The organism is Methylotenera sp., assembly GCF_030653755.1.
GTDB lineage: Bacteria > Pseudomonadota > Gammaproteobacteria > Burkholderiales > Methylophilaceae > Methylotenera.
This window is the reverse complement of the sequence record NZ_JAURYU010000054.1, coordinates 13,222-37,644: the sequence shown is the minus strand read 5'-3', so window position 1 is coordinate 37,644 and position 24,423 is coordinate 13,222. Positions and strand designations below refer to the sequence as shown.

At 42.8% G+C, this 24,423-nt stretch carries 20 protein-coding genes; 18 read left to right on the top strand and 2 right to left on the bottom strand.

The window, feature by feature from the left end:
• Nucleotides 1-25: 25 nt before the first annotated feature.
• From Q7U33_RS11670 to Q7U33_RS11635, 8 genes are all read left to right on the top strand, one after another.
• Nucleotides 26-412 (top strand): hypothetical protein, encoded by a 387-nt coding sequence (locus tag Q7U33_RS11670; protein WP_304861160.1) that lies wholly within the window; start codon nucleotides 26-28, stop codon nucleotides 410-412.
• 64 nt (nucleotides 413-476) lie between these two features.
• A complete protein-coding gene (locus tag Q7U33_RS11665; RefSeq protein WP_304861158.1) occupies nucleotides 477-1,775 on the top strand; it encodes a TolC family protein in 1,299 nt (432 codons plus the stop codon).
• Nucleotides 1,772-2,860, top strand: coding sequence for an efflux RND transporter periplasmic adaptor subunit (locus Q7U33_RS11660; RefSeq protein WP_304861155.1), 1,089 nt, complete (start codon nucleotides 1,772-1,774; stop codon nucleotides 2,858-2,860). The genes Q7U33_RS11665 and Q7U33_RS11660 overlap by 4 nt, the downstream gene beginning before the upstream one ends.
• Nucleotides 2,860-5,931, top strand: coding sequence for an efflux RND transporter permease subunit (locus Q7U33_RS11655; RefSeq protein ID WP_304861210.1), 3,072 nt, complete (start codon nucleotides 2,860-2,862; stop codon nucleotides 5,929-5,931). Before Q7U33_RS11660 ends, Q7U33_RS11655 begins: the two co-directional genes overlap by 1 nt.
• The gene (locus tag Q7U33_RS11650; RefSeq protein WP_304861152.1) at nucleotides 5,928-6,254 is read left to right on the top strand and encodes a DUF3240 family protein; all 327 of its coding nucleotides are present in this window, start codon (nucleotides 5,928-5,930) and stop codon (nucleotides 6,252-6,254) included. The genes Q7U33_RS11655 and Q7U33_RS11650 overlap by 4 nt, the downstream gene beginning before the upstream one ends.
• Nucleotides 6,255-6,475: 221 nt before the next feature.
• On the top strand, nucleotides 6,476-7,582 hold the full coding sequence (locus Q7U33_RS11645) for an HD-GYP domain-containing protein (RefSeq protein ID WP_304861150.1): 1,107 nt from the start codon (nucleotides 6,476-6,478) through the stop codon (nucleotides 7,580-7,582).
• A gap of 38 nt (nucleotides 7,583-7,620) precedes the next feature.
• Nucleotides 7,621-13,566: a PAS domain S-box protein gene (locus tag Q7U33_RS11640; protein ID WP_304861148.1), complete on the top strand. Its 5,946-nt coding sequence runs from the start codon at nucleotides 7,621-7,623 to the stop codon at nucleotides 13,564-13,566.
• The gene (locus tag Q7U33_RS11635) at nucleotides 13,523-13,945 is read left to right on the top strand and encodes an Hpt domain-containing protein (protein WP_304861145.1); all 423 of its coding nucleotides are present in this window, start codon (nucleotides 13,523-13,525) and stop codon (nucleotides 13,943-13,945) included. Before Q7U33_RS11640 ends, Q7U33_RS11635 begins: the two co-directional genes overlap by 44 nt.
• A 24-nt stretch (nucleotides 13,946-13,969) precedes the next feature.
• Here the strand turns inward: Q7U33_RS11635 and Q7U33_RS11630 are convergent, their stop codons facing one another.
• Together Q7U33_RS11630 and Q7U33_RS11625 are read right to left on the bottom strand one after the other, a co-directional pair.
• Complete coding sequence (locus Q7U33_RS11630) at nucleotides 13,970-14,383, bottom strand: hypothetical protein (protein ID WP_304861143.1); 414 nt, start codon at nucleotides 14,381-14,383, stop codon at nucleotides 13,970-13,972.
• Nucleotides 14,380-14,937: a hypothetical protein gene (locus Q7U33_RS11625; RefSeq protein WP_304861141.1), complete on the bottom strand. Its 558-nt coding sequence runs from the start codon at nucleotides 14,935-14,937 to the stop codon at nucleotides 14,380-14,382. The genes Q7U33_RS11630 and Q7U33_RS11625 overlap by 4 nt, the downstream gene beginning before the upstream one ends.
• A 224-nt stretch (nucleotides 14,938-15,161) precedes the next feature.
• On the opposite strand from Q7U33_RS11625, the gene Q7U33_RS11620 reads away from it, so the two are divergent.
• From Q7U33_RS11620 to ureA, 10 genes are all read left to right on the top strand, one after another.
• Nucleotides 15,162-16,328 (top strand): porin, encoded by a 1,167-nt coding sequence (locus Q7U33_RS11620; protein ID WP_370652012.1) that lies wholly within the window; start codon nucleotides 15,162-15,164, stop codon nucleotides 16,326-16,328.
• Nucleotides 16,329-16,373: 45 nt separating this feature from the next.
• Nucleotides 16,374-17,597 carry a formamidase gene (gene fmdA / locus Q7U33_RS11615; protein ID WP_304861139.1) on the top strand — a complete coding sequence of 408 codons (1,224 nt, stop codon included), beginning with the start codon at nucleotides 16,374-16,376 and terminating at the stop codon, nucleotides 17,595-17,597.
• Between the two features lie 12 nt (nucleotides 17,598-17,609).
• Entirely contained in the window at nucleotides 17,610-17,948 is a 339-nt protein-coding gene (locus Q7U33_RS11610; protein WP_304861137.1) for a zinc ribbon domain-containing protein, read from the top strand.
• A gap of 77 nt (nucleotides 17,949-18,025) precedes the next feature.
• Nucleotides 18,026-19,270: an urea ABC transporter substrate-binding protein gene (gene urtA / locus Q7U33_RS11605; protein ID WP_304861135.1), complete on the top strand. Its 1,245-nt coding sequence runs from the start codon at nucleotides 18,026-18,028 to the stop codon at nucleotides 19,268-19,270.
• 165 nt (nucleotides 19,271-19,435) lie between these two features.
• Nucleotides 19,436-20,353 (top strand): urea ABC transporter permease subunit UrtB, encoded by a 918-nt coding sequence (urtB, locus tag Q7U33_RS11600; protein WP_304861132.1) that lies wholly within the window; start codon nucleotides 19,436-19,438, stop codon nucleotides 20,351-20,353.
• Between the two features lie 14 nt (nucleotides 20,354-20,367).
• Nucleotides 20,368-21,543, top strand: coding sequence for an urea ABC transporter permease subunit UrtC (urtC, locus tag Q7U33_RS11595; RefSeq protein WP_370652011.1), 1,176 nt, complete (start codon nucleotides 20,368-20,370; stop codon nucleotides 21,541-21,543).
• A complete protein-coding gene (gene urtD, locus Q7U33_RS11590; protein WP_304861129.1) occupies nucleotides 21,540-22,283 on the top strand; it encodes an urea ABC transporter ATP-binding protein UrtD in 744 nt (247 codons plus the stop codon). The genes urtC and urtD overlap by 4 nt, the downstream gene beginning before the upstream one ends.
• 110 nt (nucleotides 22,284-22,393) lie before the next feature.
• Nucleotides 22,394-23,083, top strand: coding sequence for an urea ABC transporter ATP-binding subunit UrtE (urtE, locus tag Q7U33_RS11585; RefSeq protein WP_304861127.1), 690 nt, complete (start codon nucleotides 22,394-22,396; stop codon nucleotides 23,081-23,083).
• Nucleotides 23,083-23,964, top strand: a complete 882-nt coding sequence (locus Q7U33_RS11580) for an urease accessory protein UreD (RefSeq protein WP_304861124.1) — start codon at nucleotides 23,083-23,085, stop codon at nucleotides 23,962-23,964. The genes urtE and Q7U33_RS11580 overlap by 1 nt, the downstream gene beginning before the upstream one ends.
• Before the next feature lie 83 nt (nucleotides 23,965-24,047).
• Nucleotides 24,048-24,350 carry an urease subunit gamma gene (gene ureA, locus Q7U33_RS11575; protein WP_304861122.1) on the top strand — a complete coding sequence of 101 codons (303 nt, stop codon included), beginning with the start codon at nucleotides 24,048-24,050 and terminating at the stop codon, nucleotides 24,348-24,350.
• The last annotated feature ends 73 nt before the right edge of the window (nucleotides 24,351-24,423 follow it).

Below are 24,423 nucleotides of genomic sequence, written 5' to 3'. Positions count from 1 at the left end.
GCTTATTAGCTGATACATTTAGTTTATGCTAAAAGGTTTAAATAAAAAACTGTTGTGGATAGTCGTGGTTTGGTTTGCGATATTGCAAGCTTTTACGCCTTTTATCCACGCGCATGTTCAAGCGGATACTTATGCTGATGGACATGGTTTACATATGCATGATGCAGGTTTATTTGAATTTCAAGATAATGTGCATACGCTTAAAAATATTAGTGACATAGAGACTATTGGGGTTAATAAGGCTTTGGTTAAAAATATGGAGGCATTGCCTGTGCCTTTATTTTTAATGCTTTTTATTATCCCTCTGTTGATCCTCTCTGTTCGACGTTATCGCTATGAGCGTACTGCTCATGTCAGTATCCCCCTCTTTTTAAAGTCTCTCGCTGGGCCGCGCGCCCCACCTCTTTTCTAAAAAAGCTTGAGTATTAACATCTGTATTAATCACAGGTGATTTTATGTTTTTTTAGGAGTGTGTTATGTCTATTTTCTGCCGATACTGGTTAGTAATAGCGTTCTCTGCAAGTTTATTCAATATGCTTCATGCTGAGCCTATGCTCATTGAAAGTGCGCCTGTGTCTTTATCTTTAAGTGCTGATATTAATCAGGGTCGCCACCTAGATACGCTAAAGGTAAATCCAAACCTGCGTTTATCTGAGGTGTTAGAGAAAACGTTCATTCGAAACCCTATGCAGTCTACATTGCAGTCTAGGGATGTTTGGGTCGCCTCGAAAAATACACTCGCCCATGCCATGTTGCCATCAGCGCCCGCAATGAGTGTGATGCATCAAAATGATGCGTTGGGTGGTGGACGCGGTGAGCGTGAGTGGCAAGCTGAGTTGGAGCTACCTGTTTGGATGCCAAGTCAGCGTGATAAGCGCCTAAAAGTTGCTGACGTGGGCAGTAGCACGTTGACGGCTAGTCGTGAAAGTTTGAAGCTTCAGGTGGCTGGTTTGCTGCGCGATGTGCTTTGGTCACTGGCTTTGAGCGAGAGTCAGTTAGTGCTTGCTATCAATAGGTTGAAGGTCGCCAATCAACTTCAACTAGATGTGGAAAAAAGATTCTTAGCAGGTGAAGTGCCTAAAACGGATGTGATGCTGACACAACAAGAATCTTTACGTGCTGAGCAAGAACATTTGCGCGCTGAAGCTGAGGTGATGCATGCGCGCCACCGTTATTATGTGCTTACAGGCCTAAAAGAAGTACCTGCTGAGTTTACAGAGCAACAATCTACTTTAAGTGATTATCAGCAATCACCAATATGGCTTGAGGCTCAATCTAAGCTTAACCTGGCACAGACTGAACGAGAGCTTGCGCAGGTAGAGGGGCGCGAGAATCTTCAAGTGTTATTGAATATGCGCAGTATTAAGGGTGCGTTTGATGTGGCTGCCAACGAAAGTGTAGGCGTTAAGTTACGCATCCCCTTTGGTGGCGATACGCGTGCTGCACCGATTAAAGCAGCAGCCGAGCAGGTGGTAGGCAATGCCTTAAGTGAGCAGGCAGCACTTCAATATACTTTAGAAACAGCCATGCATGAAGCTGAACATAATTTAGAAGTCAGCCGTGCTGAGCTGGTTTTGGCAAGTCAGCAAAATACGATTGCTGATGAGAGCGTCAGGCTAGCACGTAAAGCGTTCCAATTAGGTGAGACGGACTTGGTCAGCTTATTAAGAGTGCAAGCGCGAGCTTTTGAATCTGAACGCATATTTGCCAGTCAGAAAATACAAGTGCAGTGGGATGTTGCCCGCTACAACCAAACAGTAGGAGTGTTGCCATGAACTATCTTTTATCATTGATTGCCACGTTGGTCATTTTGAGTGGCAATGCACAGGCGGCCGATATATTAATGAGCTTGGCACAACAGAAAAGCTTGGGCGTGGTCGTTAGTCCTATCGGTAAAAATAATTTATTGAGTAGCCGCCGTTTTCCAGCTGAAATCGTTATTCCAGTTGGTCAGGAGCGCATTGTCAGCGCGCCACAGTCAGGTTTGCTAGACCAAATGCATGTTGCAGCAGGACAGACAGTTAAGAAGGGGCAAGTGATTGCACATTTGATTAGCCCAGACTTATTAGGTTTGCAGCGTGATTATTTACAGGCGCTAACGCAAAAGAGACTTGCGGCAAAAGCTTTGGCAAGGGATACCGAATTGTTGAAGGACGGCATTATTGCGCAGCGTCGATATTTGGAAACTGAAAGTGCGCATGATGAGGCTAGCGCTAATTTAGCCCAGAGTAAACAGGCATTAAGGTTGGCAGGGATGGGCGATGGGGCTATTTCAAAGCTAAGCCCATCAACAGGGATGCAAAGTGGAATCAGTTTGGTTGCACCAATTTCTGGACAAGTGTTGGAGCAAATGGTGACCACTGGGCAGCGTGTTGATATGGCGATGCCCTTGTATCGAATTGCAAAATTGTCGCCACTTTGGCTTGAAATTCACGCGCCGCTTGAAGGCTTGCCGTTTGTTAAAGAGGGGATGCAAGTTCAGGTACCTAAATTGCAAGCGAGTGGGCATTTGATCGCTGTGATTCGTAGTGTGAATAAAGCGGATCAAACTTTGCATTTGCGTGCTGAAATTACAAAAGGTGCAGAAAAGTTATCTCCAGGGCAGTTTGTCGAGGCGGAAATTAACCTAGGTGGTCAATCACAGTATTTTAGTGTGCCAAAGTCAGCACTTGCAAGGCAAGGCACTAATGCATTAGTTTTTGTACAGACTAAGACAGGGTTTAAACCGATTAAAGTGACGATTATTTCAGAGCAAGGGGATGATGCTGTCGTTGACGCACCGTTTGTTGGCACAGAAAAAATTGCAGTGACGGGTATTGCTGCAATTAAAGGTACTTGGTTGGGTTTAGGAGCTGAATGATGCTAGCTAAACTTATTCAGTTTGCATTAACTCAACGGCTGTTAATGATTATTGCTACGCTCGGTTTAGCGGCCGCAGGTGTGTTGGCTTATCAGGCTTTGCCGATTGATGCCTTTCCTGATGTGTCTTCTACACAAGTTAAAATTATTGTTAAAGCCCCTGGTATGACGCCAGAGGAAGTTGAAGCAAGAATTACCGCACCGATTGAAGTTGAAATGTTAGGTGTGCCGCATCAAGTAGGATTACGCTCTGTGGCTAAGTATGCACTTACTGACATTACGGTGGATTTTGAAGACGGAACCGATATCTATTGGGCTAGGCAACAAGTCTCAGAGCGCATAAATGCTGTCTGGGCCAATTTGCCTGATAATGCCTCTGGTGGCATGGCGCCAATGACAACGCCGCTAGGCGAAATGTTTATGTTTACTGTAGAGAGTGATGAGCTTAGCCTGCAAGAGCGACGAAGCTTGCTTGACTGGGTGATTCGCCCCCAGTTGCGCACGGTTGCTGGTGTGGCGGATGTGAACGTGCTGGGTGGATTAGTACGTAGTTTTGAAATCGTACCAGACAACGCACGGATGTATGCGCGAGGCGTGGCGATAGATCGTTTGCAAGAGGTGCTTCAGACGAATAACCGAAACGGTGGTGCAGGGCGCTTGAATGATGGTGAGGGTTCATTATTAGTGCGTTCAGAAGGTGGTTTTAAAAGCATTGAAGATGTTGAGAACACTATCGTACGCACAGAACAAGGTATGTCAGTGAAAGTGGCAGATGTTGCCACTGTGCGTATTGGCGCTATTACACGGTATGGTGCTGTGACCAGTAATGGTGATAGTGAATCTGTTCAAGGGTTGGTGTTGGGTTTGCGCGGAGCAAATGCACAAAAAGTGGTTGAGGGGGTAAAAGCTAAGCTAGCTGAAATAGCCCCGCAGTTACCAAAGAGCGTCAAGATTAATGTGTTTTATGATCGTGGTAGTTTGGTTGAGCGTGCGGTTAATACTGTGACGAAAGCATTGTTAGAGGCTGTCGTGCTTGTGTTAATTCTGTTAGTTTTGTTTTTGGGTGATTTTAGAGCAGCACTCACCATTGCTTTTATTCTGCCACTTTCTGCATTGTTTACCTTTCTATTAATGCGCAATTTCGGCATGTCTGCTAATTTAATGAGCTTAGGTGGGCTTGCCATTGCAATAGGCATGTTGGTAGATGCTGCAGTCGTGGTAGTAGAAAATATCGTCTCGCATTTAGCTGATAAAGAACGTGCTGGCTCTTTACCACGCATGCATATTATTTATCGCGCAGTGCGTGAGGTTAGTGTGCCTGTTACTGCGGGCGTGCTCATTATTATTACTGTATTTTTACCTTTGCTGACATTGCAGGGCTTAGAAGGTAAATTATTTACACCTGTCGCATTGACGATTATGTTTGCTTTAGCTGGCTCGCTTATATTGTCGTTGACGGTAATTCCTGTGTTATCTTCATTCTTGTTAAAAGAAGTCAGCCATGACAACCCTTGGTTGGTGCGCAAGGCATTGGTCATTTATGAGCCAGTATTGATCTGGTGTTTGGCGCATGCAAAAGTGATTGTTATTGCTGCGCTTGTGATGCTTGCGTTCACTGGTGTGGTGTACACCCAAATAGGTAAAACTTTTATGCCAGTGATGGATGAAGGTGACATTATTATTGGGGTAGAGAAGCTGCCTTCTATTAACCTTAATCAAACCATCATCACAGATATGAATGTTCAGCGGGCAATTTTAAGTCAAGTGCCTGAAGTGAAAGGCGTGTATTCGCGCGTTGGTTCTGATGATTTGGGGCTAGACCCGATGGGTCTAAATCAAACGGATAACTTTTTAGTATTAAAACCAATGAGTGAATGGCGCATGGCGACAAAAGATGAATTGATTGATGAGTTGCGTAAAGTAATGAACCAGTTACCTGGCTTGGCCTATAGCTTTACGCAGCCGATTGATATGCGTGTGAATGAAATGATATTGGGCGTACGTGGTGATTTGGCCATTAAGATTTTTGGGCCAGATTTACCTACACTCGATGCAAAAGCACAGCAAATCGTTAAAATTTTAGAGTCTATTGCGGGTAGCCAAGATGTGTACACGCCACAAAATAGTGGTGTGCAATATCTACAAATTAAAATAGATCGTATGGCTGCTGGCCGTCTTGGCTTGAGTATTACTGAGATTGAATCCATATTGCTCGCACAGCTTGAAGGTAAGCAGTTAGGCGTGGTGCAAGAAGGGCAAAGGCGAACGCCAGTGTTGATTCGCGGTAGTCAAGACTTACGTGCATCGCCTACAGATTTTGGTAATTTAATGCTGACACTAGCGAATGGTACGAATATACCGCTTTCAGCGGTGGCTAAAATTGAGCGTGAAGAAGGCCCTGTGAAAGTGGATAGAGAGCATGGTGCGCGTTTGGTGGTAGTGACAGCCAACGTACGTGACCGTGATTTGGTCAGTTTTGTGGAGGAAGCTAAACAGCGTGTGCAAGCGGAAGTGAAGTTTGATGAAGGCTACGCTGTGAAGTTTGGTGGGCAGTTTGAAAATCAGCAAAGAGCTTCTGCACGCTTAGCGGTTGTTGTGCCTGTCGCTATTGGCCTGATATTTTTATTGTTATTTGCGACGTTTGGGTCAATTAAACAAGCGTTATTGATTTTATCCAATATTCCATTTGCAATGATTGGCGGCGTGTTCTCGCTGTGGATTTCAGGAGAATACTTATCCGTCCCAGCGTCGGTGGGCTTTATTGCTTTATTGGGTATAGCGGTTCTTAATGGCGTTGTGATGGTCAGTTATTTTAACCAGCTACAAGCGCAAGGCATGGCAATGGCTTCTATCGTAATGGAGGGCGCTAAGCGTAGATTAAGACCTGTGCTGATGACCGCCAGTATTGCTGCCTTTGGCTTAATCCCTTTGCTATTTGCCACTGGTCCTGGCTCTGAAATTCAACGGCCTTTAGCCATTGTGGTGATTGGCGGATTGGTGAGTTCAACCGCGCTGACGTTGGTATTGTTGCCAATTTTTTATCGTAGGTTTTTTAATGGGGGTGCAAAATGACCCAAGACACAATTGCGCAAGGCTTATTAATACTCATTGCGCCAGTGAGTTTAGAAGAAATATTAGTTGATTTATTGTTACAAAAAAACGAGCTATCTGGTTTTACATCAAGTAAGGTAAGTGGGCATGGTCGATACCATGCTGAAGGCGATGTGCCACTGAGCATGTTAGAACAAGTGGCTGGCCGTCAAAGCCGTGTGCAATTGATGATGCACGCTAGTTTTCCTGTATTAGAAGGTTTAATAGCCGAATTGAAGCAAACGTTTAAATACACTGGTATGCATTACATACTGTTGCCAATTAAGGAGGCGCAATCTATATGAAGTTTGATGTAAGATAGTTATATAGATGTTATGGTTATTTCCTCTTTTTTATTGATTAGAAGTTGTCTTACATAAAGTGTGGGGGCCAAGCCTATTATGCCTCTCATCACGGTTTTAGGTGATAGATAGACTAAACTTTTATTGTGGTTAGATAGTCAGTCACGGTGTTGGATAGTAAAATTGTAGAAATTATTTCTAAAATCAATAATATAGAGACTAATATGATTGCAGAAACAAAAGAAACCATACTGATTGTTGATGATGTTGCGGAGAATTTGCATGTATTAAGTGAGCTGTTAATGCCAACGTATCGGGTATTGGCAGCGACTTCAGGGGTGAATGCGTTGCGTGTGGCAGAGTCAGCCCCTAAACCTGATTTAATTTTATTAGATGTCATGATGCCAGAAGTTGATGGCTACAGCGTATTGAGTAAGTTACAGCAGAACTCCGCCACTGCTGATATTCCTGTGATATTTGTCACTGCATTGTCTGAGTCTGATGATGAAGAGTTAGGGTTGCGGCTTGGCGCTGTGGATTATATTGCTAAGCCAATTAAGCCTGCAGTCGTGTTGGCGCGTGTGCGTACCCACCTAGATCTGAAACGTGCACGAGAATGGCTTAAGAATGAAAATGATTTACTAGAAGCTGAGGTTGCCAAACGCATGGCAGAGAACGACCTTACGCAGCAAGTCAGTATTCGAGCGCTAGCGCATCTGGCTGAAATCCGTGACCCAGAAACTGGAAACCACCTACGTCGCACACAAAACTATGTTCACCTTTTGGCGTCTGGTTTAAAAGATCATCCTCAATATAAAGAGTTAATGACCGATCGTTATATTGACTTGCTTGCGCGTTCAGCGCCGTTGCATGATATCGGCAAGGTTGGTATCCCAGATTATATTTTGCTTAAGCCTGGCAAATTAACTGAAGAAGAATTCACTATCATGAAAACGCACGCTAAATTAGGTAGCGATGCGATTCAGAAAGCTGAAGACGAAATGAGTATGCCATTGCCATTTTTATTGGTCGCCAAAGAGATTTCGCGTTGGCATCATGAAAAATGGGATGGTAGTGGTTATCCTGATGGACTAGCTGGGCAAAAGATTCCTTTATCTGCACGTATTATGGCATTAGCTGATGTATATGATGCACTTACCTCCGTTCGTCCTTACAAAGCTGCGATGAGTGGTGAAGTTGCTCGCGATATCATTGTCGCAGGCAAGGGTAAGCATTTTGACCCTGAGCTTGTTGATGTGTTTCTTGAAAATCTGGATGGCTTCGTTGCAATCGGCAAGCGTTTTGCTGATGCTGACACAAATGCAGCTTAACAAACCGTTGTTTTAAAATGTCGATTAGGCACTGAGCGATGAAAAATAAGAATAATTACTTCACTACACATTTCATCGAAGATACTGTTCCTCGAAGTAAAGTTCTTAAACCAGTCGTGGTTTATGCCGTACTTGCTAGTTTATGGATACTTTTTTCAGATAAGGCCTTAGTACAACTTTTTGAGAGCTCCGATCTTGTTGAGTTATTTAGCATGCTCAAAGGTTGGCTATTTGTTGCTGTCACTAGTGTTTTGTTTTATTTGGTGCTCGACAATCTTCAAAAATACTTGCTCGAAAATACTTCGCAAACTCATGCAGTTGAGCCTAAGCAATTAAGAGAAACTCATCTTGATATTCTTAAGCCTGTCATCGTTTATACCCTGCTATCTAGTGTCTGGATACTATTCTCGGATAAGTTAGTCATGCGTTTGTTTGCCCATACTAACCAAATAGAGTTTGCAATGAGTATTAAAGGTTGGCTGTTCGTTGCCATTACCAGTGGTCTGTTCTATTTTTTTCTCAATGTTTGGTGTGAAAATGTAGTCATAAAATCAATTAATGGTGAGCAAAAAAGAAGTTTCTCACCTGTTAATCACCTGTATTTATCTTTTGCTTTACTCACATTGATTGTGCCGTTAATCGGTATCGGTTTTTTTAAGTTACAAGCACCGCAAGTTGAACAAGAAGCTTTTAATGATTTAAAAGTGGTGGCTGAGTTAAAAGCTAAACAAATTGAGCACTGGCTTAGCGAGCGAGATAGCGATGACCAGATACTATTGTCATCACAGGGCTTGATGTCGCAAGTAGTAGCGTTTGTTAAAAACCCATCAGACGTAGAACGTGCAGAAAAAATTAAGCATCGCTTCAATGCGTACATTCAGGCTTATGGCTATGAAGACGTAATGGTAATCGATCAGTTGGGACAAGTGCTGCTCAATACTAAACAGAGTCATCAAAATGTCATAGTGGATAAAGCGCATGTAGCTAATGCATTTAATCAAAATAAGCCAAGTCACGGTGGTTTAATACTTGATACTCATGCACACGTTTACATGGATTGGGTTGTGCCTCTCCCAGCACAATATATTAAAGTAGGTCAGCCTAATGTAGCTATTCTATTAAGAATTTCAGCGCATCAGTTTCTGTATCCCTTAATTAATACCTGGCCAACCGATAGCCTCAGTGCTGAAACGCTGTTAGTGCGTCAAGAAGGGGATGAGGTTGTTTTTTTAAATGAGCTAAGACATCAGAAAAATTCAGCACTTCAACTTAAGTATCCTATCCACAAAGGTGCATTAGCTTCTGTATTTGCGCTTAGTGATACAAAACCTGGCACCATACGTGCAAAAGATTACCGGGCGCACGACGTACTGGCCGCCTATGCGCCTGTGGCGGGTACTGATTGGCGCATTATCGCTAAAGTTGATGAGGATGAGGTCTTTGCTTCACTATGGAGTAGCTTATATTGGATTGGTTTAATTGCATTTGCTGCGATTTGCACCATGATGATGGCGCTAGTTATGCTATGGCGCCAGCAGTTGCGTACGCAACAGCTAGCCTTATTAGCTGAGAAAAATCAAAGTAATCAATTGGTTGCCATGCTGGCGGATAACTCTTCTGATTCTATTTATATTAAAGATCTTGAAGGACGTTATTTGCTGGTCAATCCAGAAGCTGCAAAGGCATTAGGCGGCAGTCCTGAGCAGATTATTGGTAAAAAAGATGCTGAAATACTACTTCCTGAGGTAGCAAAGCGATTTAGAGATAACGATTTACTGACCATCGAAAATATGGTGATGAGAACCTATGAAGAGGAGTTAGTGAACGTTCATGGTACACGTACTTACCTTGCGTCAAAAGGCCCAATGCGAAATGCACAAGGTGAAGTGATTGGCTTGTTTGGCATTTCACGCGATATTACCGAAAGAAAAGATGTAGAAGATAGTTTACGTAAAAGTGAACAGTTGTTAAAAGAAGCTCAGACTATTGCCAAGCTGGGTAATTGGACGCTAGATCATCAAACTGGAAAATTATTCTGGAGCGAGCAGGTTTATACGTTATTTGAATTGTCATCACAGTGCTTTGATGCCACTTATGAAGCATTTTTGGCGGTTGTTCATCCTGACGATAAGGATAAAGTTGATGCGAGCTATCGCCGTGCTATCAAAAACCAAACCGACTATGAGGTAGAGCATCGGATCGTCATGCATGACGGGCGCATTAAATGGGTGCAGGAACGTTGCTTTACGGTATTTGATGAACAAGGACAGCCAATTACCTCTCATGGCACAGCGCAAGATATTACCGATCGGATTCAAGCAGAAGTCGATATGTCGCGCGCGCGCGATTTACTGTTGAAAGTGATCGATACGGCACCTGTTCGGGTGTTTTGGAAAGATCGTGATTTACGTTATCTAGGCTGTAACACCTTGTTTGCAAAAGACTCAGGTTTAGCGCACCCGCAAGATTTAATCGGTAAAGATGATTTTCAAATGAGTTGGGCTACCGAAGCCGCCTTGTATCGTGCAGATGATCAGGCTGTGATGGACTCAGGCGTTGCCAAACTGTTTTATGAAGAACAGCAAACGACAAAAGACGGTAGTGCGATTTGGCTTCGCACTTCTAAAGTCCCGCTTAAAGATGAGCAGAACGGGGTCGTTGGTATTCTGGGTATGTATGAAGACATCACACAGCATAAGCAAGCTGAAGCTAAAATTAGGCGACTCACGCAGCTTTATGCGGTACTCAGTTACTGTAATCAAGCGATTGTACGTAGTAGTCATCAAGATGAATTATTTAAGCGTATTTGTCACGACACCGTTGAGTTTGGCAGTTTGAAAATGGCATGGATTGGCTTGATCGATGATGAAAGTCAGTTGATTAAACCTGTCGCAATTCATGGTGATTTACATGATTACATGGCAGACGCACATATTTCAATAGATGCTAATAGTCCATTTGGAACAGGACCCACTGGAACAGCTGTGCGAGAAAATCATCCTGTATGGGTGCAAGATTTTGTCAATGATGCACGCACTGCTGTTTGGCATGAACGTGGTGAACATTCTGGTTGGAAGGCCTCGGCGTCATTACCCATTAATTGCAATGGAGTGACGATAGGCGCGTTTAATATTTACGCAGGTGAAGTCAATGCTTTTGATGATGAAGTGCAGTCTTTACTCATCGAAATGGCGAATGATATCAGTTTTGCATTGGATGCATTTGCTCGTGACGAAGCACGCAAGACCACAGAGCATGCATTGCAAACTTCAGAGGAGCGTTTGCAGCTAGTGTTACGTGGCTCACGTGATGCACCTTGGGATTGGAACCTTGCCACTAACGATTTATATTATTCTGATCACTGGTGGTCTATGTTAGGTTATGAGCCTAATGAACTAATTGCCGGTACTGGTTTATGGCAACAGATTGTGCATCCAGATGATTTGGATTTGGTGAATCAAGCTTTTGACGAAGTGGTTAAAGGTTACTCTAATAGCTATGAAATTGAATTTAGAATGCAACACAAAGATGGTCATTATGTGCCAGTACTATCGCGTGGATTTATTCTGAGAGATGTACATGGTAAACCATTGCGTGTGTCTGGCACCAATTCAGACCTTACTGAGCGTAAACAAACTGAAGCTGCACGTGAGCAAGCAGCAACCTTATTGCGAAAAATCACAAATCGTTTACCTGGTATGGTGTATCAATATCGTTTGCGCACAGATGGAACGACATGTTTTCCATATGCGAGTGAAGGGATTCAAGATATCTATCGGATTAGCCCTCAAGATGTGATTGATGATGCATCAGTTGTCCTATCAGTTCTGCATCCTGATGATTATCAGGGTGTCGTTGATTCTATTCGGAAGTCAGCTCAGGACTTAACCCCATGGCGCCATGAATATCGCGTTAAATTTACCGATAACACGGTGCGTTGGCTATCTGGTAATGCAATGCCAGAAAAAGAGCTAGATGGATGTGTGATTTGGCATGGTTTTATTACTGATGTCACTGAGCGAAAAGCTAATGAAGAGCAGATTCTTATACTCTCCCAGGCCATCGAGCAAAGCCCTGAGAGTGTGGTTATTTCTGATACCAAAGCTCAGATAGAGTATGTCAACCAAGCGTTTGTCGATGCGACGGGGTATAGCCGAGAGGATGTGATTGGTAAGAACTCTAATATTTTGCACTCAGGACAAACGCCGAAAAAAATATACGAAGAAATGTGGCATCAATTAAGTCAAGGGTTGCCATGGAAGGGTGAGTTTATTAATCGACGTAAAGATGGCTCTCAGTATCATGAGTTTGCGATTATTACGCCGTTGCGTGCCGCTGATGGTAGCGTTATTAACTATGTGGCCGTGAAAGAGGATATTACTGAGAAAAAACGGATTGCGATTGAGTTAGACCAGCACCGTAACCACTTAGAAGGATTAGTGCAAAGCCGTACTTTTGAGTTGAGTCAGGCGCGTGAACAGGCTGAAGCCGCTAATAATGCCAAGAGTACTTTCCTAGCAAACATGAGCCATGAGATTCGCACACCGATGAATGCGATTATTGGTTTAACACATCTGCTTCGTCGAGCAGATGCAACGCCACAGCAAGTAGAGCGTTTAAATAAAATTGATGGCGCAAGCCGACATTTGCTCACCATTATTAATGACATTCTTGACCTCTCTAAAATTGAGTCTGGTAAGTTAGTGTTAGAAACAACAGATTTTTATCTAACTAGTGTACTCGATAATATAGATTCAATTATTGGCGAGAGCGCGCGTGATAAAGGGTTGCAAGTTGAAATTGACCGTGGAGATGTACCGCTATTGCTGCGTGGAGATCCTACCCGCTTACGTCAGGCATTATTAAACTATGCGGCTAATGCAGTGAAGTTCACAGAGCAAGGCAAAGTGAGCATCAGTGCCAGACTGTTGGAGGATAACGGAGATGATTTTCTGGTGAGGTTCGATGTGCGAGATACAGGGATTGGCATAAGTTCAGAAAGAGCCAACAAGTTATTTCAAGCATTTGAACAGGCAGATACCTCCATCACCAGAAAATATGGCGGGACTGGCTTAGGGCTTGCCATTACACGTAAATTAGCCAATATGATGGGTGGTGATGTTGGTATTGAGAGTGAGGTTGGGCAAGGCAGTACTTTCTGGTTCACCGCTAGATTACAGCATGGCCAAGAAGCTTCAATTCCAACATATGGTAATGCTGCACTGAGTGATGCAGAGTCAGCATTAAAATTACATCATTCTGGAGCGCGAATATTATTGGCAGATGATAGTGCTATTAATAGAGAAGTTGCTATAGAAATGTTACGTAACGCTGGCTTAATGTTGGATACAGTTGCAGATGGTGTTGAAGCGCTTGCCAGAGTGAAACAGCAGAAATATGATTTGGTGTTAATGGATATGTTCATGCCTAATATGGGGGGTATCGAGGCAACGCAACTCATCCGTGCATTGCCCGATTACAAAGAAACACCTATCATTGCCATGACGGCAAATGCGTTTGATGAAGATCGTAACGCCTGTTTTAACGCAGGTATGAATGATTTTATTGCCAAACCAGTCGAGCCTAAATTGCTATATAGCACTTTGTTAAAGTGGCTCCCAGCATCTCATGCAATTAACAATCATGAAGTCAGTACTGCAAACAGTAAAGTAGATATGACAACCTCTACATTATCTGCGACAGACGCAACGGTTACGGCCACAAATGACCATAGCGCTGTTACGCAGGTAGCATTAGAACAGCTACGCACGATGTCAGGTTTAAATATATCCAGAGTGCTTGAGGCGTTACGAGGCAATGTTGAAAAATATCTAAGTTTACTCACTGATTTTATTAGTGCGCACGCTGATGATGTCACACACCTAAAGCATTTAATCGCGCAAGCTGACTATGTTGCTGAAGCGCCCATCAAGGCATTCTGTGCATGCCTTGAAGGGCGCTTCAGCAACATTGGGGTTAGATAGTCTAGCCTTGTGTGCTGGTAATCTGGAGTTGTTATTGCGTGAAGGCCAAGCGGCTACTTTAAATGCAGAGGTGGTTGCGCTAAAACTTGAGCTAATCAGTAATGAGCTGATTAAGATCGCAGCAGTATTGCCTACCATACTACCTTCATCTACACAGTCAAATGACATCTCCAGTCAAGTGAATGCAGAGGCATCCAACGTGTTATTAAAAGAGCTTGATGCAATGTTGGCGCTAAATGATGCCGCAGCGGTTGTGTTTTATGAGCAGCATGCAGATACTTTTAAAATTGTATTGGGCTCGACATATGCAAAATTAGCGCGCGAGATTAAACAGTTCTCTTTTGAAAGCGCACGAGAGCTTTTAAGGCATTTGATTTAAAAATTGATAGACCGCTGAGATTAATCAGTTTCCCCCGAGCATTTTATGCACTTGGCAAACTAAGCTAGCAATTTCTCTGTTGTGGTTATCCGTATTCACGGCTTTGAATACAGAGGATATCTCGCGTCTAATGGTGTGATTGTATGCATCTAAAAATTTAACTTCAATGTCTTTGATCTTGTCTCGGTTGCAATCACATTGAACTGTTCTTAATTTTTTATAGTAAACCACACCAGATTGATTGGGCATTTTTTGTGGTGTTTTATATACGGTTCTTGTTGTGATGGTTGGCAGTTGATCTATCGTAGCGTAAGTATCAATATCGACCTCAATGTAATATTGGTCTGTTTTAATAATTTGATCCCACTCCGCGGAAAAAGATAGGGTCGTTGCTGTCTGTAGCACCAGTGCTAGTAATATGTTTACCTTCATCATCATTGCGCTACTTTTAGTGCTTTCCAACCGTGGGATTGCATGCAACTGATAAAGGCTCTGGTATACGTTTGTGTTTGCGTATTGGGTGCGTGTGCAGCATCAAGGCTGGTCTGGCACTGATTTGCGTCTTGTCTGAAATGTTGATCATTACTACCGATTTTCCACCATGAGCTAATTTTAAAAGTGTCTAGTGGGTCACTTGGTTTTTCAGCCGTCTTTTTCTTTATAGGCGCAGGTTTTTCAGTCTTGAGCGTTTGGTTGTTGCTACTCACGTAAATGCTCACCTCTTCTTCTACTTTTGCTGTGGCGACCTCAGTATTTTCTTGTGTTGAGGGCAGCGGTGATGTGACGTCTTCTACCAGAATATCCAAATGATCTAATTTTTGGACCATCCATCCGTTTTGTTTGAGGCAAGCATCTAAATCTTGCTCACTACTTAATCTACATTCTCTTTTAGTGGTTTCTAAATCTTTGACAGAAGCACCTTGTTTGTAGCTAAGTTCACCACATCCATTCAATAAAAATATAGCGAGTAATTGTATTGCTGGCTTTTTCATTTTTTCACCATTCATCTCATGCTTAAGTTTAGGTAAAAGTTAACACACTTTTCTGCTGAAGTTGACGGTCATGATGTACGCAATTTGACGTATTTAACAAGCAGAGCAATCTCATTATTCTTGCCACATGACAAATGCATCCATCAATAAAAGTTGGTTGGGAATGCAAAACAGTCCAGTGATTCATGATTTTTTGATGCTTTAAATACTTAAGGAGTAATGAGATGGAATTGAATTTGAATTTAAAAAAAACCGCACTCTTATCTTTAGCATTCGTAGGTGCAAGCATGGCGACAGTAAATGCTAACGCTGCTGCAACTATCACGTTTGGTGAGGATAAGTCACTAAGCGTTGGTTTTGGTTTTATTTCTAGTTACAGCTCTGTTGAAGATGCCGCAGGCAATGGCAAGGACCGTTCTAATGACTTTTCACTAGATAGCGCACGTTTGTATTTATCAGGCTCACTGAATAAATACATCAAAGGTATGTTGAATACTGAAAAGAGTAATGGGCAAAGTTGGGAAGTGATTGATGCAAACGTTCAGTTTGAAGTCACACCAGAACTAGCTATTTGGGCTGGTCGCTTTTTGTCTCCAAGTGATCGTGCAAACATGGCTGGCCCTTACTACTCAATGGGTGGTGGTTACTGGTCAAATATTGCATCTCGCTATGGTTGGAACGGCGGCATTATTGGTCGTGATGAAGGTGTGGCTGTAGTAGGTAACGCATTAGATGGCAAGCTTGCTTACTCTTTTGGCGCATTTGAAGGCGACAATATTTTTAGATTTAGTGGTGTAGGCGCTCTATCAGAAACGGCAGGCACCAAAGATAAATTAATGTATGCAGGCCGTTTGCAATATGACTTCTGGGATGCTGAGCCAGGCTACTACGGTACAGGTAATTATTTTGGCGCTAAAGACATACTGGCGATTGGTGTGGCAGGGCGCAGTAAAAAAGACGGCGTAGTAAGCACAACAGGTGCTGTTGGTGACTATACCTCATACAGTGTTGATTTCTTGTTAGAGAAAAAGAACGTAGGTGATGGTACGGCTTCTTTTGAAGCGGCTTACTACGATTACGACACAGATAAAGTATTTTTAGGTGAAGAAGGTAAAGCCTATTCAGTAGGTGCTGGATATTTATTTAACCAACCAGTTGGCTGGGGCAAGTTTATGCCATTTGTACGTTATCAAAAATTTGCAGCTGATGGCGCAACCAGCAGTGCAAGCGTCAACACAGTGGGTGATATAGATACCAAGAAATTTGAAATTGGTATGAATTACGTCATGCAGCCTTACAACGCTGTGATTACAGCAGCTTATGGCGATAAAAAAGTTACAAATCAAAGTAGCGTGAACTCTCTTAATGTTTCCTTGCAAATGCAATTCTAACGTTAACCCACTGATTTTATTTGGATGAAATAAGGAGAAGGTCTGATGAAAACAATCGTTAAATTAGATTTAGACAAAAAACCATGGGAACAAGATGGCCAGATTCATAACCGCTGGCATCCTGACTTACCGATGGTTGCCATGGTTAAACCAGGTGATGAGTTCCGTGTGGAATGTATGGATTGGACTGGTGGCCAAATTGGCAACAATGACAGCGCTAATGACATTCGTGATGTGGATTTAACGCAAGTGCACTACTTGAGCGGCCCGATTGGTGTTGAAGGCGCTGAACCTGGTGACCTGATGGTGGTGGACATATTGGATGTCGGTACGTTTGAAGACAAACAATGGGGTTTTAACGGTATTTTCGCTAAAGAAAATGGCGGTGGTTTTTTAGTTGATCACTATCCTGATGCACGTAAATCGATTTGGGATTTTCACGGTATTTACACCACATCACGCCACGTTCCAAATGTTAAGTTTGCAGGGATTATGCACCCAGGTTTGATTGGGTGCTTACCTTCAAGAGAGTTACTTGAAACTTGGAATAAACGTGAAGCTGACTTAATTGCCACTGACCCTGACCGCGTACCAGCACTTGCACTGCCTCCTGAGCCTAAATCAGCAGTGATGGGTAAGTTAACTGGTGATGAGGCTAAGAAAGCGGCCATGGAAGGTGCGCGTACCGTGCCGCCACGCGATCACGGTGGTAACTGCGACATCAAGAACTTGACTAAGGGTTCCAAGATTTATTTTCCTGTGTATGTGAAAGATGGCGGCCTCTCAATGGGTGACCTACATTTCTCACAAGGCGATGGTGAAATCACATTCTGTGGCGCGATTGAGATGGCTGGGTATCTCGATATTAAAGTCAGCTTGATTAAAGACGGTGTTAAGAAATATGGCATTAAAAACCCAATTTTCCAACCGAGTGTGCTGACACCAACGTATCGCGATTACATCATTTTTGAAGGTATTTCCGTTGATGAGCAAGGTAAACAACATTACTTAGATGTACATGTGGCTTATCGTCAGGCTTGTTTAAATGCCATTGAGTACCTCAAGAAGTTTGGGTATAGCGGTGAGCAAGCGCTATCGATTCTGGGCACTGCACCAGTAGAAGGACATATCAGCGGCATTGTGGATATCCCTAACGCATGTGCAACCTTGTGGCTACCAACAGAGATCTTTGATTTTGATTTGAAGCCAAATGCAGATGGCCCAAAAATCATGGTGAAACAAGGCATCGATACCGCGAAGACAAGCTAAGGAGAGATTCTAATGCCAGTTTATGAATATGAATGTGAAACATGCGGCGTGTTTACCGCGTTGAGGAAAATGAGTGAATCCAGTGCACCAGCTTTTTGTGAAGAGTGCGGTGCTGAGAGTCACCGAATTATGTCAGCGCCTCGATTAGCGGTAATGGCTAAATCACAACGCCAAGCACACGAACGTAATGAGAAGTCTGCGCATGACCCTAGGGTCACTAGACGCTCAAGTTGCGGTTGCACAGGGACTCATACTTGTAAATCTAGCACTAAGGTCAACCCAGAGACTGGGGCCGCAGCGTTGCAAATGCAAACCAAGAAAACTGCAAGACCATGGATGCTAGGGCATTAGCCCGTCATTTTTAACGTTTTATTTTTTAAAGTTTTATTCAGTAGTTTTAATTTTATTTTCAATGAGGAGATACAGCAATGAGTACCTTGAATAGACGTAGTTTTATGAAAGTAAGTGGTGCGCTGGTGGGTGCATTACTGACGGCCGGTATTATTTCAAACCATGCATTAGCCGCTGATTTTCCAACATCTAAAGTGAATACAACAGGGTTAGCTGTGACTGACACCACAGTGAAAGTCGGTATTTTGCACTCAGCTACTGGCACCATGGCGATTAGTGAAACAGGTTCCATCCAAGCTGAAAAGTTAGCGATTGATCAAATTAATGCGATGGGTGGTATTTTAGGTCGCAAAATTGAAGTGATTCAGGAAGATGGTGCTTCAGATTGGCCAACTTTTGCTGAAAAATCAAAAAAACTGTTAGTAAAAGATAAAGTGGCAGCGGTCATGGGTTGCTGGACTTCAGCATCACGTAAAGCAGCTTTGCCTGTGTTTGAAAAAGAAAATGGCTTGTTGTTTTACCCAACTTTCTACGAAGGTCTAGAGCAATCTAAAAATGTGTTCTACACAGGTCAAGAAGCGACACAGCAAATTCTTGCTGGTTTAGACTGGATTCAAAAAGAGAAAAATGCAAAATCATTTTATCTGATTGGCTCTGATTACATCTGGCCACGTACTTCAATGAAAATTGCCCGTAAGCATATCGAAAACAAGCTTGGCGGTAAGGTGGTAGGTGAAGAGTATATTGCCTTGGGTGATACACAGTTCGGCTCAGTGATTAACAAAATCAAACTAAAAAAACCTGATGTGATTTATGCAGCGGTGGTGGGTGGTAGTAACGTAGCTTGGTTTAAACAACTTAATGCGGCTGGTTTAAATTCATCGAAACAAACCATGCTGACAATTTCAGTGACTGAAGATGAAGTATTAGGTATTGGCGGTGAAAACTTAGCTGGTTTCTATTCAGCAATGAAATATTTCCAAAGTATTGATACACCAGAAAACAAGAAATTTGTGGCTGAGTTTAAAAAGAAATGGGGTCCTAGTTCTGTGATTGGTGATGTGACACAAGCCGCTTATCTTGGTCCTTGGTTATATAAAGCAGCGGTAGAACGTGCTGGTAGCTTTGATGTAGATAAAGTGCAAGCAGCGTTGCCTGGCTATGTGTTTAAAGATGCACCTGAAGGCTCTGTGACGGTAGAAGCTAACCATCACTTAACGACCAAATTACGTATCGGTAAATGGAAAAAAGATGGTCAAGCCGATGTGGTTTACACCTCTGGTTACATTAAACCTGATCCATTCCCAAAAGGTTATCAATAATAGTAGCGTAGTGACTTAACGATAGCAGCAACTTCTAAGAAGTTGCTGCTATTAGCAGGATAAGTTAAGCGTAAGTTAATGCATTGCTCATCTTTCTTTTAGGTGTTGTCCATTGCAAATGTAAGTGTGTTGTTTTCTCTGTCGTTATTTATGTAGGAGGCCGGTATGTTTGGTTACTCAATAGCAGATATCAGCAATATTGTAGTGATGCAGGGTTTTTCTGGCCTGAGCATGTTTACAGTGTTGCTACTTATGGCCTTAGGTCTCGCAATTATTTTTGGACAAATGGGTGTGATTAACATGGCCCACGGTGAATTTATGGCCATTGGTGCTTATACCACTGTCATGATTTCTAAAGTGGCTGTGACTTATGGATTTGTGAGTTATTACTTTGTTTTTGCGATTCTCATCGCGTTTATCCTCGCATTTGCAGCGGGTTATTTTGTTGAATTCATCATGATACGGCATCTCTATAAACGGCCATTAGATACTTTGTTGGCTACTTGGGGGTTGAGCTTAGTGATGCAACAAATTTTCCGTTCTACCTTTGGCGCAAAAGAAGTCAGTGCTGAATTACCTGAATGGATGTTAGGTTCATTTAATCCAACGCCTGATATTGATATTCCAATCAACGGTGTATTTGTGATGGTGTTAGCCATGGTAGTCACTGCTGGTGTTTATTTGTTTATGTTCCGCTCGCGCTGGGGTTTACGTGTCCGTGCAACCGTGCAAAACCGAGTGATGGCTGGTGCTGTAGGGATTAATACACAAAAAGTAGACCGTGTAACGTTTGCTTTGGGTTGCGGTATTGCAGGGATTGCAGGTGCAGCGTTTACAACGATTGCATCAACAGGCCCAACCACAGGAACGCTATACATTGTAGATAGCTTTATGGTCGTGGTGTTTGGTGGCGCTGCAAGTTTGATGGGTACGATTGCCTCAGCCTTTGGTATTGCACAGGCACAATCAATATTACAGTTCTTCATGTCTAGCTCTATGGGCAAAGTATCAACTTTACTGGTGATCGTTGGAATTTTAATGTTGAAACCAGAAGGTTTGTTTGCTTCCAAGTTGCGTAAATAATAAGGAGAACAGCAATGAATACCATGTTGAAAAAGATAGTATCAAGCAATTTGATAGGAGGTAAGCAAGGTGCATTTGGCCTTGCCATGCTTGCCGCGCTTATCTTTATTATTTTGCCAGTTGGTGTGGATATTTTTAGGTTAAATTTAGTGGGTAAATACCTCACTTATGCCTTTGTGGCGGTGAGTTTGGTGTTGTTGTGGGGTAACGGCGGTATTTTAAGCTTAGGGCAAGGTATCTTCTTTGGTTTAGGTGGTTATGGCATGGCGATGTTCATGAAGCTGGAGGCATCAGACCCTATCAGCACTAAAATTCAAACGACGCCAGGTATTCCAGACTTTATGGATTGGAATCAGTTAACCGCTATTCCATGGTTTTGGGAGCCGTTCAATAGCTTAACGCTCACCATTATTGCCATCCTTGTCATACCCGCTGCATTTGCTTACTTAATTGGCTTTGCCATGTTTAAACGTCGTGTAGGTGGTGTGTACTTTGCCATCATTACGCAGGCAATTGCTTTAATTCTGAGCATATTGATTGTAGGCCAACAAGGTTTAACAGGCGGCGTTAACGGCATTACCGACCTGAAAACAGTTTTAGGATGGGATACACGTACTGATACTGCTAAATATATTCTTTACTATTTGAACGGTATTTTGTTGTTCGGTAGCATTTTCCTTTCACGTTATATCTTGAGTAGTAAGTTTGGGATGTTGTTGTTAGCAATGAGAGACAAAGAGGAGCGCGTGCGTTTCTCTGGCTATGATGTATCAGACTTTAAGATATTTATTTTCTGTGTGGCTGCCATGATCTCTGCGGTTGGCGGTGCCATGTTTACGTTGCAGGTTGGTTTTATGTCACCTTCTTTTGTAGGGATTGTACCTTCGATTGAAATGGTGATTTTTGCAGCGGTGGGCGGTAGAGCTTCTTTAATCGGTGCGGTGTATGGCACGCTGTTGGTTAACTACGGTAAAACCTTTTTCTCCGAAACTTATCCTGAGTTGTGGTTGTTCTTGATGGGCGGTTTGTTTATGGCGGTTGTGATGTTTTTCCCGAATGGTATTGCAGGGTTGTGGGATAAATATGCAAGAAAAATCAAGTTTCTCAACAAGATTTATGAAGATGAAAAACCTGTAGCAGAAACGAGTGCAACCCCGGTTAACGCTGAAGAGATAGGAGCAAAAGCATGAGCAACACAGACTTTGTGCTAGCTGTTGAAGACTTAACAGTGTCTTTTGACGGATTTAAAGCCGTAGATAATTTAACCTTTTATATTGATAAAAACGAGCTAAGGGTAGTGATTGGGCCAAATGGCGCAGGTAAAACCACAGTGCTGGATTTAATTTGTGGGAAAACTAAATCAACCTCTGGCTCGATTAAGTTCATGAATAAAGAACTCACTAAGCTTTCAGAACATGAAATCGTGCGCGCAGGGGTTGGGCGTAAATTCCAAACGCCTTCCATCTATGAGAATTTAAGCGTTTATCAAAATCTGGAGGTTTCTTATCCTAAAGGTCGTGGCGTGTGGGGTAGCCTCTTGTTTAAACGTACTGAAGTGGTCAGGTCTCAAGTGATGAAGATTGCTGCTGAGATTATGCTAAGTGACTTTTTAGAGATGGAAGCCGCATTGCTTAGCCATGGGCAAAAGCAATGGTTGGAAATCGGCATGTTGTTAATGCAGGACCCTGAATTGCTTATGCTAGATGAGCCTGTGGCTGGCATGAGCGCTAAGGAGCGTGATCAAACCGCTGATTTGCTTAATCGTATATGCCAAAATCGTGCGGTGATTGTGATTGAGCATGATATGGAGTTTGTGAAGAAAATTGCACATAAAGTGACCGTGTTGCATCAGGGCAAAATCCTTGCTGAAGGCCCCATGGATAAAGTGCAGGCCGACGAAAAAGTCATTGAAGTGTATTTGGGGCATTAAATTAGTCGGGTTCACTAAATGACAAGGATTCACAGGACTGCATTTATTAAGCAATATTAATCCGATGCTATTGAAAAAGTTGAATGCATCGATGCTGATAGGAGATCATCATGTTTGAAATTGAGAATTTGCAAGTCAGTTATGGGCAAAGCCAGGTGATTCATGGCCTGAATTTTAAAGCTGAAAAAAATGAAACACTCGCCATTATGGGGCGAAACGGCATGGGTAAAACCACATTGTTTAAATCGCTGATGGGTATTTTGCCAAGCAAAAGTAATAAAGCGGTGGTTGATGGTGTTGATTTACAAGGCAACGATAGCTATCAGCGTGTGGCTAAAGGCTTGGCTTATGTGCCACAAGGCCGTATGATTTTCCCTAGCATGACGGTGCAAGAGAATATAGAAACTGGTTTAGAAAAATCAAAGACGCGTGAGATTCCTGAAGATATTTATGCACTTTTCCCAGTGTTATACGATATGCGTAAGCGTAAGGGTGGTAATCTTTCAGGCGGACAGCAACAGCAGCTGGCAATTGCACGCGCGTTGGTGACTAATCCAAAAGTGCTGCTTTTAGATGAGCCTACTGAAGGGATTCAACCTTCCATTATTAAAGATATTGCGAGGGTATTAAACGAAATTAGAAAGATGCGTGAAATTACCATTATCGTATCCGAGCAAGTATTAAGCTTCACCATGGAGGTCGCTGATCGCATTATTGTGATTGATAAAGGTAAGTTTATTCACGAAGATAAACGCGGTGAAGTCGATGCCGCAAAAATTAAAGGTTATTTATCAGTTTGATGGTTGATGATGTATGTAAAGTTTTGTCTATAGATCAAGGGGCTGCACCACGAAGTTGGCTGGCGCAACTTGATTTATCGTTTAACTCAAATCATTTGCGTACTTGGTTAGAAAAAAAACAGCATATTGGCCCGCTGGTGATACAAAAAACATTGTATCCAGAAGGTGCAGACGTTTGTCATGGGGTGATTGTGCATCCACCAGGTGGCGTGGCAGGTGGCGACCAACTGACGCTGAATGTGAATTTAGTGCAACGTGCACATGTATTGCTAACCACGCCTGGCGCTGGTAAATGGTACAAAGCCAATGGCTCAGTGGCAAGCCAGCATCTAGCATTTGAGATTAAAGATGACGCTTGTTATGAGTGGTTACCTCAAGAAAATATCTTGTTTAATGGCTCAAAAGTGCGTTTTTCTGCACAGGTTAACTTAAGCAAAAATGCTAAATATGCAGGATGGGATATCCTGTGTTTTGGGCGACAAGCACAAGGTGAGCGTTGGGACAGCGGTGAGTTACAGCAATCGATGACCATACGTAGAGAAGGTAAGCTCATTTGGAATGAGCGTGCCTGTTTAGACCAAGAAACACCGCTGTTGCAATCTATCATTGGCTTGGGTGGAAATGCAGTGAATGCTACTTTTGTGATTGCTGCGCATGCGCTCCCAACTGCATTATTAAATAGTTGCCGTGATTTGCAACCCAACTTAACGATAGATGGCAAAGCAAAATATGGAGTGACAGCACTACCTGAAATTTTTGTCGCACGATATGTTGGACAGTCAGCACAGAGTGCCCGACATTATTTTGAGCAGTTATGGATGATATTGCGACCTTGGTATGGTCAGCGCGAGGCTGCACGGCCTAGAATCTGGAATACTTGAAGATGATTATCTTGAAAAGAATTATCTGAAAATAATCAAGCTAGTTGTTTAACTAGATATGGCACTGATATGAAAGCTTACTCATGGAATTAACACCACGCGAAAAAGATAAATTACTGATTTTTACAGCCGCATTACTTGCCGAGCGAAGAAAAGCCCGCGGATTAAAACTCAATTATCCAGAATCAATCGCCTACATTAGTGCGGCGATTATGGAAGGTGCCCGCGACGGCCGCACCGTAGCAGAGCTAATGAGCTATGGCGCCACTTTATTAACCAGAGATGATGTCATGGAAGGCATTCCAGAGATGATTCCTGATATTCAAATTGAAGCGACTTTTCCAGATGGTACTAAGCTCGTGACGGTGCATCAGCCCATTCCATAACTTTAACAACGGTACGAGTTACAAGCGCACGCGATGTATAGCGTGATTGTTTAAGCTCCCTTTAAAGGCTTGA

What these genes read in the sequence shown, in the direction of transcription:
- Q7U33_RS11670 (WP_304861160.1), top strand. Translation starts at nt 26, where the DNA reads ATGCTAAAAGGTTTAAATAAAAAACTGTTGTGGATAGTCGTGGTTTGG.
- Q7U33_RS11665 (WP_304861158.1), top strand. Translation starts at nt 477, where the DNA reads ATGTCTATTTTCTGCCGATACTGGTTAGTAATAGCGTTCTCTGCAAGT.
- Q7U33_RS11660 (WP_304861155.1), top strand. Translation starts at nt 1,772, where the DNA reads ATGAACTATCTTTTATCATTGATTGCCACGTTGGTCATTTTGAGTGGC.
- Q7U33_RS11655 (WP_304861210.1), top strand. Translation starts at nt 2,860, where the DNA reads ATGCTAGCTAAACTTATTCAGTTTGCATTAACTCAACGGCTGTTAATG.
- Q7U33_RS11650 (WP_304861152.1), top strand. Translation starts at nt 5,928, where the DNA reads ATGACCCAAGACACAATTGCGCAAGGCTTATTAATACTCATTGCGCCA.
- Q7U33_RS11645 (WP_304861150.1), top strand. Translation starts at nt 6,476, where the DNA reads ATGATTGCAGAAACAAAAGAAACCATACTGATTGTTGATGATGTTGCG.
- Q7U33_RS11640 (WP_304861148.1), top strand. Translation starts at nt 7,621, where the DNA reads ATGAAAAATAAGAATAATTACTTCACTACACATTTCATCGAAGATACT.
- Q7U33_RS11630 (WP_304861143.1), bottom strand. Translation starts at nt 14,383, where the DNA reads ATGATGATGAAGGTAAACATATTACTAGCACTGGTGCTACAGACAGCA.
- Q7U33_RS11625 (WP_304861141.1), bottom strand. Translation starts at nt 14,937, where the DNA reads ATGAAAAAGCCAGCAATACAATTACTCGCTATATTTTTATTGAATGGA.
- Q7U33_RS11620 (WP_370652012.1), top strand. Translation starts at nt 15,162, where the DNA reads ATGGAATTGAATTTGAATTTAAAAAAAACCGCACTCTTATCTTTAGCA.
- fmdA (WP_304861139.1), top strand. Translation starts at nt 16,374, where the DNA reads ATGAAAACAATCGTTAAATTAGATTTAGACAAAAAACCATGGGAACAA.
- Q7U33_RS11610 (WP_304861137.1), top strand. Translation starts at nt 17,610, where the DNA reads ATGCCAGTTTATGAATATGAATGTGAAACATGCGGCGTGTTTACCGCG.
- urtA (WP_304861135.1), top strand. Translation starts at nt 18,026, where the DNA reads ATGAGTACCTTGAATAGACGTAGTTTTATGAAAGTAAGTGGTGCGCTG.
- urtB (WP_304861132.1), top strand. Translation starts at nt 19,436, where the DNA reads ATGTTTGGTTACTCAATAGCAGATATCAGCAATATTGTAGTGATGCAG.
- urtC (WP_370652011.1), top strand. Translation starts at nt 20,368, where the DNA reads ATGAATACCATGTTGAAAAAGATAGTATCAAGCAATTTGATAGGAGGT.
- urtD (WP_304861129.1), top strand. Translation starts at nt 21,540, where the DNA reads ATGAGCAACACAGACTTTGTGCTAGCTGTTGAAGACTTAACAGTGTCT.
- urtE (WP_304861127.1), top strand. Translation starts at nt 22,394, where the DNA reads ATGTTTGAAATTGAGAATTTGCAAGTCAGTTATGGGCAAAGCCAGGTG.
- Q7U33_RS11580 (WP_304861124.1), top strand. Translation starts at nt 23,083, where the DNA reads ATGGTTGATGATGTATGTAAAGTTTTGTCTATAGATCAAGGGGCTGCA.
- ureA (WP_304861122.1), top strand. Translation starts at nt 24,048, where the DNA reads ATGGAATTAACACCACGCGAAAAAGATAAATTACTGATTTTTACAGCC.